Source organism: Saccharothrix carnea (genome assembly GCF_003014735.1).
GTDB lineage: Bacteria > Actinomycetota > Actinomycetes > Mycobacteriales > Pseudonocardiaceae > Actinosynnema > Actinosynnema carneum.
Map to the genome: position 1 here is coordinate 36,883 of NZ_PYAX01000006.1, position 17,698 is coordinate 54,580.

Below are 17,698 nucleotides of genomic sequence, written 5' to 3' on the forward strand. Positions count from 1 at the left end.
TGACAGCGACTCGACAGGGGCGTAGAAAACCAATCAGTTAGATAACCGAGTGGTTAGGTACCCATGGCGGACGATCCCCTGAGCACCACCTTCGCGGCCCTGGCCGACCCGACGCGGCGGGCCATCCTGGCGCGGCTCGCCGAGGGCGCGGCGACCGTGAAGGAACTGTCCGAGCCGTTCGCGATGAGCGGCCCGGCGGTGTCCAAGCACCTGCGGGTGCTGGAGCGGGCGGGACTCATCACACGCGGACGTGACGCCCAGTGGCGGCCGTGCACGCTCGACGCAACGCCGCTGCGCGAGGTCACCGAGTGGGCCGACGGCTTCCGCCGGTTCTGGGACGACAGCCACCGACGCCTGGACGCCTACCTCGAACGCATGAAGGAGCAGGAAGATGACCACTGACACCACCTCGTCGTGGAGCACGCCGTCCGATGTGGAGGTCGCCGTCACGAGGACGTTCGACGCGCCGCAGAAGCTGGTGTTCGACGCGTTCACCAAGCCGGAGCACGTCGTGCACTGGATGCTCGGTCCCGAGGGCTGGACCATGCCGGTGTGCGAGATCGACCTGCGGCCGGGCGGGCGCTGGCACATGGTGTGGCAGCGGGCGGACGGCACCGAGATGGCGATGACCGGCGAGTACCAGGAGGTCACACCGTGGTCGCGGACGGTGCAGACCGAGTCGTGGGGTCCGGAGTGGGCGTCGACGGTGAACACCACCGAGTTCATCGCGGACGGTGAGCGGACGACGGTCGTGCAGACGATGAAGTACCCGTCGCGGGCCGACCGGGACCGGGCGATGGAGACCGGGATGAAGGACGGCGCGGACATCAGCTACGAGCGGCTGGACGCGTACCTCAAGTCGGTGCGCTGACGCACGTCCGTTCGGCGGCAACGTGCACCGATCGGGTTTGGTGTTCACGCGAAGGGGTTACTGAGCGGTTGACCTTCGTCGCGGGACCGTGAACCGGATCGGTGGACATGCTGAGTTCGTACCTGGAGTCCGTGCGGACGGGCTTCGCGGCGTTCGTGGGCGTCGGCGTGCTGGTCCTGCTGCCGTTGGTCGCGTTGCACTACTACCGGTTCGGGCGGGTGGAGCCGCGCCGGGCGCTGGTCCTGTACGGGTTGCTGGCCTACGGGCTGGTGGCGTTGGCGCTGATCTTCCTGCCGTTCCCGACGCGGGTGTGCACCGGTGAGGAGATGCTGTCCACCACGCCGTTCCGGTGGGTGACGGACATGCGCAACAACCTGGCGGCGAACGGGCGGTCCGGGCCCGGTGCCGTGGTCACGTCCACCGTGTTCCTCCAGCAGGTGTTCAACGTCGCGCTGTTCGTGCCGCTGGGCGTGGTGCTGCGGAAGGCTTACGGGCGCGGGCCGTTGGCGGTGGTCGCGATCGGGTTGGGGATCTCGCTGGCAGTCGAGGTCGTGCAGTACACGGGGAACCTGGGTGCGTACGCGTGCCCGTACCGCATCGCGGACGTGGACGACCTCATCTCCAACACCACCGGTTCACTGCTGGGCTGGATGATCGCACCGGTCGCGCTGGTGGTGCCGGCCGTGCCGCACCCCGATGCATCGACCGCCCCACCGGACACGGTGACCGTGCCGCGCAGGTTGGTGGCGCTGGTGGTGGACGTCGTGCTGCTGATCGCGGTGGTCCACCTGGTCTTCGACAACAACCCGTGGTCGATCGCGGCGCTGGCCGCGACTCTGCGCATCGTCCTGCCGGCCACCACGGGCTGGACCGCCGGCGGCTGGCTGCTGCGCTACCGGCTGAGGCGTGCGGACGGCACCCGCGCCAACCCGTTCCGGATCGCCCTGCGCGAACTGGCGGGCGTCACGGGCCTGATCACCTATGCCGCCCTGGCGCCGACCGAGTGGTGGTTCGCACTGGACCTGTCCGTGCTGGCCCTGGTCGTCCTGGGCGCCTTCGTGGTTCCAGTCTTCCGCCGTGACCAACGGGGCTGGCCGGACCTGCTCGCCGACACCCGAGCCGTGCCGACCAGCCCGGAGGCGGCCCGGCCCGGGAGCCGGGCCGCCCGAGGCTCTAGCCGTTGAGCAGGGCGCGGGACATGACCACGCGCTGGATCTGGTTCGTGCCCTCGTAGATCTGGGTGATCTTGGCGTCACGCATCATCCGCTCCACCGGGAAGTCGCGCGTGTAGCCGGCGCCGCCGAACAGCTGCACGGCGTCCGTCGTGACCTCCATCGCCACGTCCGACGCGAAGCACTTGGCCGCGGCGGTGATGAAGCCGATGTTCGGTTCGCCCCTCTCGGCCTTGGCGGCGGCGACGTAGACCATGTGGCGGGCGGCTTCGATCTTCATCGCCATGTCGGCCAGCATGAACTGGACGCCCTGGAACTCGGAGATCGACTTGCCGAACTGCTTGCGGTCCTTGACGTAGGCGATGGCGGCTTCCAGGGCGCCTTGGGCGATGCCCACGGCCTGCGCGCCGATCGTCGGACGGGTGTGGTCGAGGGTGCGCAGCGCGGTCTTCAGGCCGGTGCCCGGTTCGCCGATGATGCGGTCCGCCGGGATCGTGCAGTTCTCGAAGTGGATCTCACGGGTGGGTGAGCCCTTGATGCCGAGCTTGCGCTCCTTCGAACCCACGACGAAACCCGGGTCGTCCTTGTGCACCACGAACGCCGAGATGCCCTGCGACTTCTTCGGCGCGTCCGGGTCCGTCACGGCCATCACCGTGTACCACGTCGACTCGCCGGCGTTGGTGATCCAGCACTTCGTGCCGTTCAACACCCAGTGGTCGCCGTCGAGGCGGGCACGCGTGCGCATCGACGCCGTGTCCGAACCGGCCTCGCGCTCGGACAGCGCGTACGACGCCATCGCCTCACCCGACGCGATGGACGGCAGCACCTGCTGCTTCAGCGACTCCGACGCCGACAGCAGGATCGGCATCGTGCCCAGCTTGTTCACCGCCGGGATGAGGGACGACGACGCGCACACGCGCGCCACCTCCTCGATCACGATGCACGTGGCCACCGAGTCGGCGCCCTGGCCGTCGTAGGCCTCCGGCACGTGCACGGCCGCGAAACCCGACTTGACCAGCGCGTTCAACGCCTCGACCGGGAAGCGCTCCTGCTCGTCCACGTCCGCCGCGTGCGGCGCGATCTCCTTGTCGGCCAGCGACCGGACCGCCTCGCGCAGCGCCTCGTGCTCCTCGGCGAGCTGGTAGGTACCGAAGCTCGGGTCCACGTTAAGTTACCTCCCGGTAGGGCGTCCTACCCGGATGTTAGCGCGCGTTCACTCACTTCGCCGCTGTGCCCTCCGCAACAGCCCGAAGGGCCGCGTCCTTCTCCAGCACCAGCTCCGCCAGCGACTCCTGGAACGCCTCCATCCGCTCGCGCAGCTCCGGGTCCGCCGCCGCCAGGACCCGCACGGCCAGCAGACCGGCGTTGCGCGCGCCGCCCACGGACACCGTCGCCACCGGCACGCCCGCCGGCATCTGCACGATCGAGAGCAGCGAGTCCATCCCGTCCAGGTACTTCAACGGCACCGGCACGCCGATCACCGGCAACGCCGTCGCCGACGCCACCATGCCCGGCAGGTGCGCCGCCCCACCGGCACCGGCGATGATCACCCGCAACCCGCGCGACGCGGCCGTGGCGGCGTAGTCCAGCATCCGCTGCGGCGTGCGGTGCGCCGAGTAGACGCCGACCTCGTAGGTCACGTCGAACTCCGCCAGCGCCTCGGCCGCTGCCTTCATCACCGGCCAGTCCGAGTCGCTGCCCATGATCACGCCGACGTGCGTCACCGCTGCCCTCCGTGGATGTCGTACCCGTCCAGCCACACACCGTCGGACAGCCAGTGCGCCGCGAGCCGGGCCCGCTGCCGCACGTCGTCCATCCGCTCACCGAGCAGCGTCACGTGACCGATCTTGCGCCCCGGCCGCTCCGCCTTGCCGTACAGGTGCACGTGCGCGTCGGGGAACCGGGCGAACAGGTGGTGCAGCCGCTCGTCCGGCCCCATCTCGGGCGCGTCCGCCGCACCGAGGACGTTGGCCATCACGACGGCGGGCGCGGCGAGGTCCGTCGCGCCGAGCGGGTAGTCCAGCACGGCCCGCAGGTGCTGCTCGAACTGCGAGGTCCGGGCACCCTCGATGGTCCAGTGGCCGGAGTTGTGCGGGCGCATGGCGAGCTCGTTGACGACCAGCCCGTCCGCGGTCTCGAACAGCTCGACGGCCAGCAGGCCGACCACGCCCAGCTCGGCGGCGACCTTCAGCGCCAGCTCCTGCGCCTGCTCGGCCAGCGCGGGGTCCACGTCCGGCGCGGGCGCCAGCACCTCGACGCAGATCCCCTCCTGCTGCACGGTCTGCACCAGCGGCCACGCCGCGCCCTGGCCGAACGGCGAGCGCGCGACCAGCGCGGACAGCTCCCGGTGCATCGGCACGCACTGCTCGACCATCAACGGCGTGCCGGCGGCCAGCAGCTCGGGCACGACCCGCTGCGCGCTCTGCGGCGTGTTCAGCATCCACACGCCACGGCCGTCGTAGCCGCCGCGCACCGCCTTCAACACGCACGGCCACCCGTGCTCCGCGCCGAACCTGAGCACCTCGGCGGCATCGTGCACGGCGGTGAACGGCGGCACGGGCGCACCCAGCGCGGCGAGCCGTTCCCGCATGACCAGCTTGTCCTGCGCGTGCACGAGGGCGTCCGGCCCGGGGAACACCTTCACGCCTTCGGCGACCAGCGCGTGCAGGTGCTCCTGCGGCACGTGCTCGTGGTCGAACGTGACGACGTCGCACGACTTGGCGAACGCGCGCAACGCGTCCAGGTCGGTGTGCTTGCCCAGCTCCACGTCGCGCGCGACGAGCGCGGCGGGGTCGGAGTCCGACTCGGCGAGCACCCGCAGCGACTGGCCGAGCGGGATGGCGGCCTGGTGCGTCATGCGGGCGAGCTGGCCGCCGCCGATCATGCCGACGACGGGGAGACGAGTTCGGGAGTCCACGGTTTCGTGATTCTACCTGCACAAACGCAGTGCTCCGGACCGGGTGCGGAAGCCCCGCGCGCTCCTGGAGCGCGCGGGACCCCTCAGCAGGGCCGCCGCGGTGCGAAGGCGGCGGGCCCGGTCCGCGGTGAAGCGCGGGTCGGAACCCGGATCAGGCGCGACGGGCCCGGCGCACCGTCACGAAGGTCAACGCGAGCAGGCCGGCGGCGAGCACGATGAAGATCGCGGACTCGACCAGCTGGAACGGCACGAGCCGCTCCACCGGGTGGTAGTCCTGGAAGAACAGCACGTTGCTGTCCTCCATGCACTTCGTGTAGGCCGCGCTGTCCTGGGCGGTCGAGCACGTCGAGGGGAACGGGACCTCCCGGCCGTCCGGCCCCACGAACCCGCTGTTCACCGTCCACGAACCGTCACCGGGGCCGTCCCACGACCTCTGGAAGGCCCCGTACGTCTGCACCTCGTGCAACGGCGCCTGGAAGTTCGGCCGCAGCACACCCGCCACGACGACGCGCGCCGCCAGGAACAGGCCGAGGGCGAGGCCCATCGACAGCACCGTGCGCCGGGTGAGGGCGCCGAGCGCCAGCCCGAGCGCGAAGCCGAACGCCGCGTACCCGGCCTGGACCAGCGGCACCGCCTCGAACGCCGGCATCTCGAACGCCGGGAAGGGCGGCCGGTCCGACGCCGCGTTGATGCTGTCGAGCATCGTCGACGACGCCAGGCCGACAGCGACGGCCAAGGCCACGGCGGGCACGCCGAGCAGCACGACCTTCCCCGTCAGCCAGCGGGTCGGGGTGACGTCCTGGCTCCACACCACGAGGTGCGTGCGCTGCTCGTACTCGCGCGCGAGCACCGGCGCCGCCCAGAACACCGCGATGGCCAGGCCGGTCGCCATCGGCGCCAGCAGCACCACGCTGCCCACGCTGATGAAGCGCCAGCGCCCGAACAGCCTCTGCGCGTCACCGGTGGCGTCGACCTGCCACGCGACGGTGAGCGCCAGCGCGACGACCACGCCCACGGCGGCGACCAAGCCGATGATCACCCACCGGTGCTGCCGCCAGGTCAGCCACACCAGGTCGCCCCACCCGACCCGGGTGCGCTTGGTCACGGGCGCTGCGGTCGTGGTGCCCGCCGTCGTGTTCGCGGTCATGCGCGGACCCCCTTCCGGGTGGCTTCGAGCTGGGCGAGCACGTAGTCCTCCAACGTCGGCGCGCGCTCGACCCACGGGCCGGCCACCACCGGCCGCGGCTGCCCCTCGGGCAGCTCGACCAGGAACGTCGACTGGCGGTCGGTGTGGCGTGCCTCCACGACCTGGCCCAACGCGGGCGGCACGTCCGAGCGCGGACCGGTGTAGCTGACGTGCCTGCCGAGCAGCTCGTCCAGGTCACCGCCCGCCAGCAGCCGTCCGTGCGCGAGCAGCAGCAGGTAGTCGGCCACGCCGGACAGCTCGGCCACGACGTGCGTGGACAGCAGCACGGTCATGCCGGTCTCGTCGACCTCGCCCAGCAGCTCGGCGGTCACCTCGCGGCGGGCCAGCGGGTCGAGGTTGGCCAGCGGCTCGTCCAGCATGAGCACGTCCGGCCGCGAGCCGATGGCCAGCGCGAACGCCACCTGGGCCTGCTGGCCGCCGGACAGCTTGCCGCACGACCGGTCCAGCGGGATCTCGAAGCGCGCCAGCCAGCGGCGGGCCCGTGCCTCGTCCCACACGACGTTGAGCCGCGCGCCCAGGCGCAGCATGTCGGCCGCCGAGAAGTTCCGGTAGACGGGCTTCTCCTGCGACACGAACGCCACCCGGCCCGCCGCGCCCGCCGACCCCTCGTCGGCGTCGAGGAGTCCGGCCAGGACGCTCATCAACGTCGTCTTGCCGGCGCCGTTCGCGCCAACCAGTGCCGCCACCCGACCCGCGGGCAGCTCGAACGTGCAGTCCCGCAACGCCCACTTGGCACGGTAACGCTTGCCGAGCGCCCGCGCTCGCACCGCGGCCGCGGTGCTGTCGACGACGGACTCGATCGCAGTGCTCACCGGACCGCCACCCCCTCCCCTGCTGTCACCTGGTCGCCGTCCTCGTCGGCGAGGACGGAACGCACGAGCGCGTCGACGTCCTCGGTGTCCAACCCCGCCGCGCGCGCCTCGCGGACCCACTCGGCCAGCCTCGTTCTCAGCGCGGCCATCACCTCCGGGTCGGTCGAGCCGAGACCGGCCTTGATGAACGTGCCCGAGCCCTGACGTGCTTCGACCAGGCCGGACAGCTCCAGTTCGCGGTAGGCCTTGAGCACCGTGTTCGCGTTCACACCACTCCTCGCGACGACGTCGCGGACGGTCGGCAGCCGGTCTCCCGGCCCCAGCCAGCCCAGGCGCAGCGCCTCCCGCACCTGGCGCACGAGCTGGAGGTAGGCGGGGAGGCCGCTGGACCGGTCGATGCGGAACTCCACCCGGCGCCTCCGAATTGTGTCAGTCAACTAAGACACTAGAAGACCATCACGCCCACCGGCCTGTCAAACCCGCGGAAAGGGTGAGGAGCCCGGCGCACTGGGGGGCAGGCGCCGGGCTCCTCTGGGGGGAGGGGAGTCTTCAGTTGTCGGACGCCGGACAGGGGTTCGGCGCCCGCGGTGGGGCTACCGGCCGAGCCGCGACAGCAACGCCACCGCGTCCTCGCAGGTCGGAGGCAGTTCCTCCAGCCAGACCTCGACCGGACCGGTGGGCGCGACGTGCGGGTCCACGGCCAGCCGGTCCGCGGTGAGCACCCGCAGGTTGGTCACCGCCCGCGCCAGGTGCCGGTCGCGGCGCAGCAGCACGCACGCCACCGACGACCCGATCGAGGCCACCGTCTCGCCCGAGTCGAACACCTCCTTCAGCGCGTCGGCCAACAAGGTCATCGCCACCACGCGCGACCACCCGGACGTGCGGGTCAGGTCGAGCGCCACCAGCACCAGCACGTGGTCCAGGCGACCGGCGGCCCGTGCCTCCGCGTACACCTCGCGCAACCTCGTGCGCAGGTACGCGGGCGTGGCCAGGCCGGTCAGCGGGTTGTCCGCGGCGCAGTTCGCCGCGCGCTTCGTCATCACGTCACCCCAGCCCAGCGCGGTGGACCGCAGCATCGGCGCCGGGATGCCGTCCACACTCGCCGACACGATGCCGGTCGAGCCGGGCGGCTCCTCCAGCACCGCGTGCAGCGCCGCCAGGTCCAGCAGCGTCTCGGCCAGCCCGGCGCCCGCCTCGGCGCGCGCGCCGCCCAGCCGGTACAGCTGCGTGCTCGCGTCGTCACCGTCCAGCAAGGCCCGGCACACGTCGTCCACCTCTGCCAACGGCCAGTCAGCCGGGAACGCCCACCCCGCGGCCATCGTGGCGGTGCGCCACCTCGACCGCAGTGCCCGCGACCCTTCAGCGCCTGAGCGCCGTGTGACCGCTTCCCGAACACCCACCCGGATGCCTCCTCGACGTCGGTTTCCGCCTACGAGACGTCGCCGGGTGTCATCCATGACGGCATTCAGTCCACCCAGTCGGGGGGTTTCAGGTGACGGTGCGCGACCTCGTGCGCCACACTGACGCCGCGCGAGGAGGGAAGAACACGTGGCGACCGTTCCTGCCGAAGTCCAGGGACCGAGCGACGCGGAGCTGATCGACTCCGTGCGCGCCGGGAACATCGACGCCTACGGGCAGCTCTACGAACGTCATGTGACCGCCGCGTACAACCTGGCCCGCCAGCTCGCCAGGTCGTCCGCCGAGAGCGACGACCTGGTCTCGGACGCGTTCGCGAAGGTCCTCGACACGCTGCGCGCCGGTCGCGGGCCGGACTCGGCGTTCCGCGCCTACCTGCTCACCGCGCTGCGCCACACCGCGTACGACAAGACGCGGCGGGACCGCAAGCTCGAACTGGCCGACGACGTGGCCGAGGTCGCACCCGAGGCGACCAGCGTGCCGTTCGCCGACACCGCCGTGGCCGGGCTGGAGCGGTCGATGGCGGCCAAGGCGTTCGCCCGGTTGCCCGAGCGCTGGCAGACCGTGCTGTGGCACACCGAGATCGAGGGCCAGTCACCCGCCGAGGTCGCGCCGCTGCTCGGCCTGACCGCCAACGGCGTGTCCGCGCTGGCCTACCGCGCCCGCGAGGGCCTGAAGCAGGCGTACCTGCAGGTGCACCTGGCCGAGACGCAGGCCGAGCGCTGCCGCGCCACCGTGGACCGGCTGGGCGCGTGGACCAGGGGCGGGCTGTCCAAGCGGGAGACCACGCAGGTCGAGGCCCACCTGGACGAGTGCACGAGCTGCCGGGCGCTGGCCGCCGAGCTGGCCGACGTCAACGGCGCGCTGCGCGGGATCATCGCGCCGCTGGTGCTCGGCCTCGGCGCGTCCGGCTACCTGGCCGCGGTCGGCGCGGGCACGGCCAAGGCCGTCACGGTCGCCGCCGCGGCCGCGGGCACGGGTGGCGCCGCCGGTGCCGCCGCGTCCGCACCGCGCCAGTTCCTCGGCGCCGCCGCCTCGGCCGCCGCGCTGGCGATCGCCGTGGCGATCGGGCTGGCCGCCGGTGACGACCAGCAGGTGCCCGCGGCGCAGGCCGCGCCGGTGTCGACCACGCAGCCCGCGGCGCCCACCCGGCAACCGGTGCCCGACCCGCCGCCACCGCCCTCGCCCGAACCGTCGCCGCAGCCCGCGCCCACCACCGAACCCGCCCCCGTGCCGTCACCGTCACCTGCGCCGACACCGGCACCGGCACCGTCGCCGTCGCCGTCGCCCGAGCCCGAACCGACGCCCGAGCCGCAGCCGACACCGGCGGACCTGGTGCCGGTCGTGCCCAGCGGGTTCACCCTGACGCCCGGCGAGGCACCGGTCGACCTGCCGATCACCGTGCGCAACGCCGGTGAGACGGCGTCCGAGCCGGTGACCGCCGAGCTGGACCTGCCGCCCGGCGTCCGGTCCACCGGCCCCGTCGCGTCGTTCGCGGGCGGGCGGCTGGTCCAGCTGGACGGCGCGACCGACCAGACCGTGGCCTGCCCGGCGGGCATCGGCACGGTGACGTGCACCTCCGCGGACGGCATCGCACCCGGCGGCACGGCGACGTTCGTCTTCCGCGTCCAGGCCGACGACCGGGCCACCACCGGCCGGATCACCGGCACCGTGAGCGCGGGCACGGCGATGAGCACGGCGATCTCGGTCGACGTCGAGGTCCGACCGGTGCACGACGACCTGGAACTGCTGGTCCACAAGTGGCAGCACGGGTTCTGGGAACCGCGGCTGGACATCAAGGCCACCAACACCGGTGGCCGGGCGGGCGACCTGCGCCTGGTCGTGGAGTCCGACGAGCACATCGTGCTGGTCTCGCTGTGGCCGGGCTGCGAGCGGTCCTGGAACCGGGTGGTGTGCGAGGTGCCGCTGGAGCGCGGCGAGTCGTTCCGGCTGGCCGTCTGGGCGTTCGGGCACCCCCACCACGAAGGTGTGGTGCGGGTATCGGCGACTCTGGGCACGGCGGCGGAGAGCGTCGAGGTGCCGATCTCGCTGCGCCCCGGTGGCGGTCACCCCCACTTCCCGGAACCACCGGGCGGCCCGACCACGACGACCCCGCCGCCGCCGACCACCACCCGCACGACGCCACCGGCCACCACGACGACCACCGGGCCGACGACGACCACGACCGTGCCGTCGCCTCCTCCGGCACCCTCGACGACCTCGCCGACCACGACCACCGAGTCGTCCGCACCGACCACGACGCAGCCCACGCAGCAACCGACCCCCGCGCCGACCACGACCACGACGCCACCCACGCGCACCGAACCGTGCCGACCCAGGCCGCCGTGGCTGCCCCCGGGCTGGGACGACCTGCTCCCCGGCCGCTGCGGTACCCCTTCGTGATCGTTCGATCACCCGGCTCGGTAGCCTGCCCCGGTGCTGCCACTCGCGCGCCGGGTTCTGGGCCTCCTGCCGGAACCGGTCCGGTTCCTGATCAACAAGCACCGTGAGCTGATCCGGTTCGCCGTGGTCGGCGGCACGACGTTCGTGATCGACAACGGTGTCTGGTACGCGTTGAAGCTGACCGTGCTGCAGGACAAGGTCGTCACGGCCAAGGCCATCGCGGTGCTGGTGGCGGTCATCTCGTCGTACGTGCTGAGCCGCGAGTGGTCCTTCCACACCAGGGGCGGGCGTGAGCGACACCACGAGGCCGCGCTGTTCTTCCTGGTCAGCGGCATCGGCATCGGGGTGAACCTGCTGCCGCTGTACGTCTCGCGGCACGTGTTCGACCTGCACTCGGAGATCGCCGACTTCGCCGCCGGTTCGGTGATCGGCATGCTCCTGGCCACGGGTTTCAAGTTCTGGGCGATGCGGAAGTTCGTCTTCCCCCAGGCGGGCGCCCGCCCGTCCGTGCGGCCGCTGCACGTCGTCACCGAAGAGCGCGAAGTCGCCTGAACAGGCCTTTCACCCCGCTTTCCGTACACTGCCGGGGTGTCCGTTGTCGAAAGCGTCGTCCTCCGCCTGCCCGAACCGCTGCGCTCACTGGCCCTCAAGCACCGTGAGCTGTTGAAGTTCGCCCTGGTCGGCGGCACCTGCTTCGTGATCGACACGGCCATCTTCTTCGGCCTCAAGACGACCGTGCTGAGCGAGAAGCCGGTCACCGCGAAGATCGTGGCGACGCTGGTGGCCACCATCGTGTCGTACGTGCTCAACCGCGAGTGGTCGTTCAAGACCAGGGGCGGGCGTGAGCGCCACCACGAGGCGGCGCTGTTCTTCCTCGTCAACGGCATCGGCATCGCGCTCAACTCGATGCCGCTGTGGGTGTCGCGGTACCTGCTGCACTTCCAGGAGCCGCACGTGAGCAGGCTCGGCGAAGAGGTCGCCGACTTCATCAGCGCCCAGCTCATCGGCACCCTGATCGCCATGGCGTTCCGCTGGTGGGGCTACAAGAAGTGGGTCTTCCCGGAAGCCGACTTCCGGCCGCGCCGCGTCACCAGGGCCTACGACCGCCCCGACGACGAGGAACCACCCGGCCGTTCCTGACCGGCGGTTCAGCGGCTCTCGGCGAGGACCTGCAAGGCCGCGTCGTGCAGGTGGCCGTTGGTGGACAGCACGTTGCCGCCGTCGAAGCGCGCCACGCCACCGAGGTCGCTGAACCGGCCACCGGCCTCCGTCACCAGCACCTGGAACGGCGCGACGTCCCACGGGTTCACGATCGGCTCCGCGGCCACGTCGATCGCGCCCTCCGCGACCAGGCAGTGCTGCCAGAAGTCGCCGAACGCGCGGTTCTCCCAGCACGCGTCGACCAGCGCCAGGTACGCCTCGCGCGAGTGGTACTCGCCCCACGTGCCCAGGTGCGTGGTCGACAGGTAGGCGTCGGACAGGTCGCGCACCGCCGACACGGAGATCGCCCGCTCGCCCGAGGCGTCACGGGTGTGCGCGCCGCCGCCCGTCGAAGCCCACCAGCGACGGCCCAGCGCGGGCGCGCTCACCACGCCGACCACCGGCGCACCTTCCACGACCAGCGCGATCAACGTGGCCCACACCGGCACGCCGCGCAGGAAGTTCTTGGTGCCGTCGATCGGGTCGAGCACCCACGTCCGGCCGTCACCCGTCGTGCCGCCGCGTTCCTCGCCCGCGATCAGGTCGTCCGGCGCCTCGACCGCGAGCACCGCGCGGATGGCGTCCTCGACCGCCACGTCCGCGTCGGTCACCGGTGTGCGGTCGGGCTTGCGCTCGACGACGAGGTCCAGGGCGCGGAACCGGGCTGTGGTGATCTTGTCGGCCTCGTCCGCCAGGCGGAGGGCCAGGGACAAGTCTGCGCGAAGGTCGGGCACGCACGGGATCGTGCCACGCCTACGCTGGGTGCCGTGAGCGTGGTCTTGTTGGCCGAGGACGACCCGACGATCGCCGAGCCGCTGTCCCGCGCGTTACAGCGGGAGGGCTACCAGGTGCAGGTCGTCACCGACGGTCCGGGTGCGTTGGACGCCGCCGAGCACAACGGCGTCGACCTGCTGGTGCTCGACCTCGGCCTGCCCGGGATGGACGGGCTGGAGGTGTGCCGCCGGCTGCGCGCGGGCGGGCGCGGCCTGCCGGTGCTGATGCTCACCGCGCGGTCCGACGAGGTCGACTTCGTGGTGGGGCTCGACGCGGGCGCGGACGACTACGTGGCCAAGCCGTTCCGGCTGGCCGAGCTGATGGCCCGCATCCGCGCCCTGCTGCGCCGCCGCGCGCCCGGCACGCTGGAGGTCAACGGCGTGCGGATGGACCTCGCCGCCCGCCGCGTCACCGTGGACGGGTTGGAGGTGCAGCTGGCGAACAAGGAGTTCGAGCTGCTGCGCGTGCTGATCCAACGCGCGGGCCAGGTGGTGCACCGCGACGAGATCCTGTCCGAGGTCTGGAACGACCCGGAGCTCAAGAGCAGCAAGACCCTCGACATGCACATGTCCTGGCTGCGCCGCAAGCTCGGTGACGTGCGCTCGGTGGAACGCCGCATCGCGACCGTGCGCGGTGTCGGCTTCCGCTTCAACACCGCCGACTGATGCGCAGCCGGATCCTGCGGGCGATCCTGCTGGCCGTCGCGGTCACCGGGTTCGCCCTGGGCCTGCCGCTGGGCTACACGGCGTTGCGGCTGGTGGAGGACGGCGCCCGCACCGACCTGGCCGCGCGGGCGCAGCGGATCGCCGCGTCCATCGACGACCAGATCGCCAACGGCAGGCCGATCGACCTGGAGCCGGTGGAGGTCGGCGTGCCGGAAGGCGGCCACCTCATCGTGACCACGCCCGGCGGGAGGCACGAGTTCGGCCGCACGCCCGGCCCGGAGCCGCTGTCGGTGGAGGTGCCGATCGCGCAGCAGGGCACGGTCCGGCTGGAGCTGTCGTCCGCGCCGATGCACACCGCGCAGTACCAGGTGGCGGCGTTGGTGGTGCTGCTGGTCGTGCTGTCGGTGAGCACCGGCACGGTGGTCGCCACAGTGACCGCGCGCAAGCTCGCCAAGCCGTTGCGGCACGTCGCGGCGCGTGCGGCCAGGTTGGGTGCGGGCGACTTCCGGCGGGACGACCGGCGGCACGGCGTGCCGGAGCTCGACCTCGTGGCCGACGCGCTCGACCGGTCGGCGGGCGCGCTGGCGCAGCTCGTGCAGCGGGAACGAGAGCTGGTCGGCGACGTCTCGCACCAGCTGCGCAGCAGGCTGACCGCGTTGCAGCTGCGGCTGGAGGCGTTGTCGTTGCACCCGGAGCCGGACATGGCGGTCGAGGCGCGGGCCGCGTTGGAGCAGGCCGAACGGCTGGCCGAGGTGCTCAACGAGATGCTGGCCGCGGCCAGGGCCGCCCGCGCGGTCGGCGCGGAACCGCTGGACCTGGGCGCGGAGCTGACGGCCATCGCCGAGGAGTGGCGCGAACCGCTGCGGCGCGTCGGGCGGGCGTTGCGGGTGAAGGTGCCGGACGGCCTGCTGGCCCGGGCCACGCCCGCCCGGCTGCGGGAGGCGATCGGCGTGCTGCTGGACAACGCCCTGCGGCACGGTGAGGGCATGGTCGTGGTGTCCGCGCGCCGTGACGACGGCACGGTGGTCGTGGAGGTCGCCGATGGCGGCGCCGGCGTGCCGGACGAGTTGGCGCACCACATCTTCGAGCGCGGCGTGTCCGGCGGCGGGTCGACCGGTGTCGGCCTGGCGCTGGCGCGTGCCCTGGTGGACGCCGATGGCGGGCGGCTGGAGCTGTCCACCGCCCGGCCCGCGACGTTCGCGCTGTTCCTGCCCGTGCCGAAGGCCGAGGACGTGGTCGGCGTGCCCTGGCGGACCGACCTCACGCCTCGGTAGGCGCGGCCCCCGGCACAGCGGTCGTCGGCTCGGCGGCCTCGGTCGTCCCGGTCTTGGCGGCCTGGGGCAGCACGCCGACCGCGCCGCGCACGACCTGCGCCCACACCAAGCGGCCGAACAGGTAGTGGCAGGCGACGTCCTCGCTGGTGAACGCCGCCCAGTCGTACCGGTTGCCCTGCTCGCGCCAGAAGACCTCGAAACCCTCCTCGGTCGGCAGCAGGCACCACTTGTGCTCGGCCTCCGCGCCGATCGACACGACCTCCGCGGGCACGCCGACCGCCAGCAGCCAACCCTGGACCGACTCCGCGTTCATGCCAACTCCTCCAGGTAGCCCAGCGCGATCAGGTCGGCGACCGGGTAGGTGGCGCGGAAGCGGGCGCCGCCGCCGGGCTGGCCGAACCACTCGGCGGACAGGGTGAACCACACCGGCAGCACCTTCAGCACCCGGTAGCGGTGGTAGCCCGCGTCCACCAGCGCGGGCGGCAACGAGCGTTCCGCGTAGGGGATGCCGAGCTGGCACAGCACCCGGCCTTCCGGCCCGCCGAACCGGTCCAGCTCCACGCCGACCGCGAGCACGCCGGCCTGGCCCGCCTCGTAACCGCCCTCGGGGAACAGCTCGCCGGGCGGCCAGGCGTATTCGGGCGGGTCGGCGCGGACCAGGAACCGGCGGTCCCAATCGCGTTCGTGCAGGCCCGCCAACGGGTCGTAGCCGGCCAGCAGCACGGGGTCCGGCGCGGTGCCGGGCCGCAGCACCAGGCGTGGCCGGTTCACGGCGGGCACCGGGTCGGTCGAGACCGGGCCGGTGGGCTGCGCGCCGGACAGGCGCGAGCGCAGCGCGTCCTGGCTCACCGCGCGCAGGTCGAGGCCGAACCGGGCGGAGGCGTCGACGAGGTGGCCGTCCGGGTGGCCCTGCGGCTCGAAGCGCAGGCCCGCCGCGAACGTCTCGTCCTCCGATGGCGGCGGCAACTGCCTGGCGGGCTTGGCACTGGGCGGCGGGAGCGTGCCGCCGGGGAACATGTGCAGCAGGAACAACGCCGCCGCTTCGGTGGTCGGCTGCGCGCCCTGCGCGGCCCGAACCGGTGCCGCGGGCGGGGTGTCGTGCGGTTCGGTCGGCAGGATCGCGGACGTGGGCCCGGCCGGGAGCGGCGGTGCCGTGGTGTCGCGACCGCCGACCGGGAGCGGGACGACCGCGAACGCGAGGTCGCCCTCCTTCACCGCCTGCCCGACAGCCGCCAGGGCGTCCTTGAGGTCCTTCTGGACGTCCTTGAGCTCGCCCTTCGGCTGGGCCTCGGCCTTCGGCTGGGCTTCGGCCTTCGCGGCGGCTTCGCCCTTGGCCTGACCACCTTGGTTCTGGTTCTGGTTCTGGCCCTGCCCTTGGCCGGACTGGTTCTGACCGGACTGGCCCGCACCGGACTGGCCCGCACCGGACTGGCCTTGGCCAGTCGGCGCCTGACCCGCCGGCGGCTGACCGGGCTGGGGTTGACCGGCTTGGGCGGCACGCGCTTCGACCTTCGGCGCGGGCTGCTGGCCGGGAGCCTGGGTGTTCGCGGCGGCGTTGGCGTTCGCGGCCGGGCTCTGCGCGACGGCAGCCGCGGCAGCCGCGGCGGCAGCGGCCGGAGCCGCCGCGGGCGCGCCACCGACCGATGGGCCGCCGAACGACGGACCCTGCGGCGTGGCCTGGTTCGCGGCCGGAGCCGCGGGCTGGGCGGTCGCGTGCGGTGCCTCGGTGTGCGGCAGCAGCGGACGGTCCAGCACGGCCGCCGCCGACTGCGTCACGGTGCCCTCGGTGCGGGTGACGGTGTCCACGACCGGTGCCGCGGCACCGAGCACGGGGTTCACCACGTCGCCGACCAGGTTGCCCAGGCCACCGCCCTGACCGCCGCCTTGACCGGGTGCGGCGCCGGACCTGCCGGGCGCGTTGTCGTGGCCCGGTGCCACCGCGTCGGCCGCGCCCCGGACCGTGTCCGCCGCGCCCTGGACGGTGCGGCCGACCGTGTCGTCCACCGCGCCGCCGACGTTCTGCACGACGTCGCCCGCCGTGTCCAGCACCGGTTCCACCACGGCCGCGACCGGCGGTGCGACGGTCTCCACGACGTCCACGACCGGCTCGGTCACCGCGCCCACCGTGTCGGTCACCGCGCCGAGCAGGCCGCCGACCAAGCCGGGTGCCTGACCGTTGCCCGGAGCCGCAGCGGGAGCGCCCACGCCCGGAGCACCCGCGCCCGCACCAGGGGCCTGGGCGCCCGGCGCGGCACCGTCACCACGACCCTCGGAACCGCCGGGCAGCAGGCCGTCGAGCAGACCAACGCCTTGGCCGCCACCCAGCAGACCACCACCGCCGAGCAGCCCACCGCCTTGCGGCTGGCCGGAACCGGAACCGTGGCCGTGACCTTGGCCTTGGCCTTGGCCGGGACCCGCGTCGCCGGGCGCGTGCACGCCGGGGTTGGCGTCGACCGGTGGCTGGTGGCCGCCGATCTGCACACCGCTGTCCAACCGCACCGCGCTGGTCAACGTGTCGGTCAGGTGGGCGATGTTGGCCGCCGCACCCCGCACCGCCGTGTCCAGGCCCAGTAACGCGGTCGGGTGCCCGGCGGTCGCCGCCTGCTGCGCGGCGTCGTTGTTCTTCGCCAGGTTCACCAGCTCGCGCACCAGCTCGACCTTGGCCGCGCCGACCTGCTCGGCCGCGTGGTCCAGCCGGTCGGCCGCCGCGTGGCAGCCCCGCAGCACGGAGTTCAGCGTGCCGTCCGGCGCGGTGAACCTGTTCCAGTGGCCGCGCGCCGCCTCACCGGTCGACCCGGTCATCCCGGTCAGCGCCTTGCCCGCCGAACCATCGGACTCGCCCGCCAGCGTGGACAGCTTGGTGCCCGCCTCGCGCCACGCGGTGGCGGACGCGCGCAGCTTGTCCTCGTCGGCCTGGGGCCAGGACACCCCGGCTTTGGCGGCAACATCGGCCAGCTCGGCCGGCAGCTCGATCCCCATCACGGCCC

17 protein-coding genes and 1 pseudogene are annotated in these 17,698 nt (G+C 72.8%); 8 read left to right on the plus strand and 10 right to left on the minus strand.

What is annotated here, in order from left to right:
* Nucleotides 1–63 precede the first annotated feature (63 nt).
* The 3 genes from B0I31_RS18305 (at nucleotide 64) to B0I31_RS18315 (ending at nucleotide 2,055) form a co-directional block, all read left to right on the plus strand.
* The gene (locus tag B0I31_RS18305) at nucleotides 64–402 is read left to right on the plus strand and encodes an ArsR/SmtB family transcription factor (protein ID WP_106616620.1); all 339 of its coding nucleotides are present in this window, start codon (nucleotides 64–66) and stop codon (nucleotides 400–402) included.
* Nucleotides 392–871 (plus strand): SRPBCC family protein, encoded by a 480-nt coding sequence (locus B0I31_RS18310; protein WP_106616621.1) that lies wholly within the window; start codon nucleotides 392–394, stop codon nucleotides 869–871. Before B0I31_RS18305 ends, B0I31_RS18310 begins: the two co-directional genes overlap by 11 nt.
* 107 nt (nucleotides 872–978) lie before the next feature.
* Complete coding sequence (locus B0I31_RS18315; protein WP_106616622.1) at nucleotides 979–2,055, plus strand: VanZ family protein; 1,077 nt, start codon at nucleotides 979–981, stop codon at nucleotides 2,053–2,055.
* Here the strand turns inward: B0I31_RS18315 and B0I31_RS18320 are convergent.
* From B0I31_RS18320 to B0I31_RS18350, 7 genes are all read right to left on the minus strand, one after another.
* The gene (locus B0I31_RS18320) at nucleotides 2,045–3,208 is read right to left on the minus strand and encodes an acyl-CoA dehydrogenase (protein ID WP_106616623.1); all 1,164 of its coding nucleotides are present in this window, start codon (nucleotides 3,206–3,208) and stop codon (nucleotides 2,045–2,047) included. The two genes, B0I31_RS18315 and B0I31_RS18320, sit on opposite strands and share 11 nt — an antisense overlap.
* 52 nt (nucleotides 3,209–3,260) lie before the next feature.
* On the minus strand, nucleotides 3,261–3,746 hold the full coding sequence (gene purE, locus B0I31_RS18325) for a 5-(carboxyamino)imidazole ribonucleotide mutase (RefSeq protein WP_106617024.1): 486 nt from the start codon (nucleotides 3,744–3,746) through the stop codon (nucleotides 3,261–3,263).
* Between the two features lie 17 nt (nucleotides 3,747–3,763).
* Nucleotides 3,764–4,960 carry a 5-(carboxyamino)imidazole ribonucleotide synthase gene (locus B0I31_RS18330; protein WP_106616624.1) on the minus strand — a complete coding sequence of 399 codons (1,197 nt, stop codon included), beginning with the start codon at nucleotides 4,958–4,960 and terminating at the stop codon, nucleotides 3,764–3,766.
* Between the two features lie 151 nt (nucleotides 4,961–5,111).
* Nucleotides 5,112–6,107 carry a hypothetical protein gene (locus B0I31_RS18335; protein WP_106616625.1) on the minus strand — a complete coding sequence of 332 codons (996 nt, stop codon included), beginning with the start codon at nucleotides 6,105–6,107 and terminating at the stop codon, nucleotides 5,112–5,114.
* Nucleotides 6,104–6,979: an ATP-binding cassette domain-containing protein gene (locus B0I31_RS18340; protein ID WP_106616626.1), complete on the minus strand. Its 876-nt coding sequence runs from the start codon at nucleotides 6,977–6,979 to the stop codon at nucleotides 6,104–6,106. The genes B0I31_RS18335 and B0I31_RS18340 overlap by 4 nt, the downstream gene beginning before the upstream one ends.
* Nucleotides 6,976–7,389 (minus strand): GntR family transcriptional regulator, encoded by a 414-nt coding sequence (locus B0I31_RS18345; RefSeq protein ID WP_106616627.1) that lies wholly within the window; start codon nucleotides 7,387–7,389, stop codon nucleotides 6,976–6,978. The genes B0I31_RS18340 and B0I31_RS18345 overlap by 4 nt, the downstream gene beginning before the upstream one ends.
* A gap of 183 nt (nucleotides 7,390–7,572) precedes the next feature.
* Nucleotides 7,573–8,298 (minus strand): GGDEF domain-containing protein, encoded by a 726-nt coding sequence (locus B0I31_RS18350; RefSeq protein ID WP_245950064.1) that lies wholly within the window; start codon nucleotides 8,296–8,298, stop codon nucleotides 7,573–7,575.
* Nucleotides 8,299–8,527: 229 nt separating this feature from the next.
* Between B0I31_RS18350 and B0I31_RS18355 the strand changes: the two genes are divergently transcribed.
* From B0I31_RS18355 to B0I31_RS18365, 3 genes are read left to right on the plus strand one after another with little or no spacing between them, the layout of a single operon-like run.
* A complete protein-coding gene (locus B0I31_RS18355) occupies nucleotides 8,528–10,798 on the plus strand; it encodes a sigma-70 family RNA polymerase sigma factor (RefSeq protein ID WP_106616629.1) in 2,271 nt (756 codons plus the stop codon).
* A 36-nt stretch (nucleotides 10,799–10,834) separates the two neighbouring features.
* Complete coding sequence (locus B0I31_RS18360; RefSeq protein ID WP_181320260.1) at nucleotides 10,835–11,350, plus strand: GtrA family protein; 516 nt, start codon at nucleotides 10,835–10,837, stop codon at nucleotides 11,348–11,350.
* Between the two features lie 36 nt (nucleotides 11,351–11,386).
* On the plus strand, nucleotides 11,387–11,938 hold the full coding sequence (locus B0I31_RS18365) for a GtrA family protein (RefSeq protein ID WP_106616630.1): 552 nt from the start codon (nucleotides 11,387–11,389) through the stop codon (nucleotides 11,936–11,938).
* Between the two features lie 8 nt (nucleotides 11,939–11,946).
* On the opposite strand, the gene hisN is transcribed toward B0I31_RS18365, so the two are convergent.
* Complete coding sequence (gene hisN, locus B0I31_RS18370) at nucleotides 11,947–12,732, minus strand: histidinol-phosphatase (RefSeq protein WP_106616631.1); 786 nt, start codon at nucleotides 12,730–12,732, stop codon at nucleotides 11,947–11,949.
* A gap of 39 nt (nucleotides 12,733–12,771) precedes the next feature.
* Here hisN and B0I31_RS18375 point away from each other — a divergent pair, with 39 nt between their 5' ends.
* Nucleotides 12,772–13,437 carry a response regulator transcription factor gene (locus B0I31_RS18375; protein ID WP_106617026.1) on the plus strand — a complete coding sequence of 222 codons (666 nt, stop codon included), beginning with the start codon at nucleotides 12,772–12,774 and terminating at the stop codon, nucleotides 13,435–13,437.
* Complete coding sequence (locus B0I31_RS18380) at nucleotides 13,437–14,711, plus strand: ATP-binding protein (protein ID WP_106616632.1); 1,275 nt, start codon at nucleotides 13,437–13,439, stop codon at nucleotides 14,709–14,711. The genes B0I31_RS18375 and B0I31_RS18380 overlap by 1 nt, the downstream gene beginning before the upstream one ends.
* 64 nt (nucleotides 14,712–14,775) lie before the next feature.
* Here the strand turns inward: B0I31_RS18380 and B0I31_RS18385 are convergent.
* Nucleotides 14,776–15,024 (minus strand): annotated as a pseudogene (locus B0I31_RS18385) (hypothetical protein); the annotation flags it as partial.
* On the minus strand, nucleotides 15,021–17,690 hold the full coding sequence (locus tag B0I31_RS18390; RefSeq protein ID WP_106616633.1) for a TNT domain-containing protein: 2,670 nt from the start codon (nucleotides 17,688–17,690) through the stop codon (nucleotides 15,021–15,023). The gene B0I31_RS18390 and the pseudogene B0I31_RS18385, both read right to left, overlap by 4 nt.
* Between the last annotated feature and the right edge of the window lie 8 nt (nucleotides 17,691–17,698).

Coding starts and splice junctions, on each gene's coding strand:
- B0I31_RS18380 (WP_106616632.1), top strand. CDS start 13,437: ATGCGCAGCCGGATCCTGCGGGCGATCCTGCTGGCCGTCGCGGTCACC.
- B0I31_RS18310 (WP_106616621.1), top strand. CDS start 392: ATGACCACTGACACCACCTCGTCGTGGAGCACGCCGTCCGATGTGGAG.
- B0I31_RS18315 (WP_106616622.1), top strand. CDS start 979: ATGCTGAGTTCGTACCTGGAGTCCGTGCGGACGGGCTTCGCGGCGTTC.
- B0I31_RS18390 (WP_106616633.1), bottom strand. CDS start 17,690: ATGGGGATCGAGCTGCCGGCCGAGCTGGCCGATGTTGCCGCCAAAGCC.
- purE (WP_106617024.1), bottom strand. CDS start 3,746: ATGGGCAGCGACTCGGACTGGCCGGTGATGAAGGCAGCGGCCGAGGCG.
- B0I31_RS18335 (WP_106616625.1), bottom strand. CDS start 6,107: ATGACCGCGAACACGACGGCGGGCACCACGACCGCAGCGCCCGTGACC.
- B0I31_RS18305 (WP_106616620.1), top strand. CDS start 64: ATGGCGGACGATCCCCTGAGCACCACCTTCGCGGCCCTGGCCGACCCG.
- B0I31_RS18350 (WP_245950064.1), bottom strand. CDS start 8,298: ATGGCCGCGGGGTGGGCGTTCCCGGCTGACTGGCCGTTGGCAGAGGTG.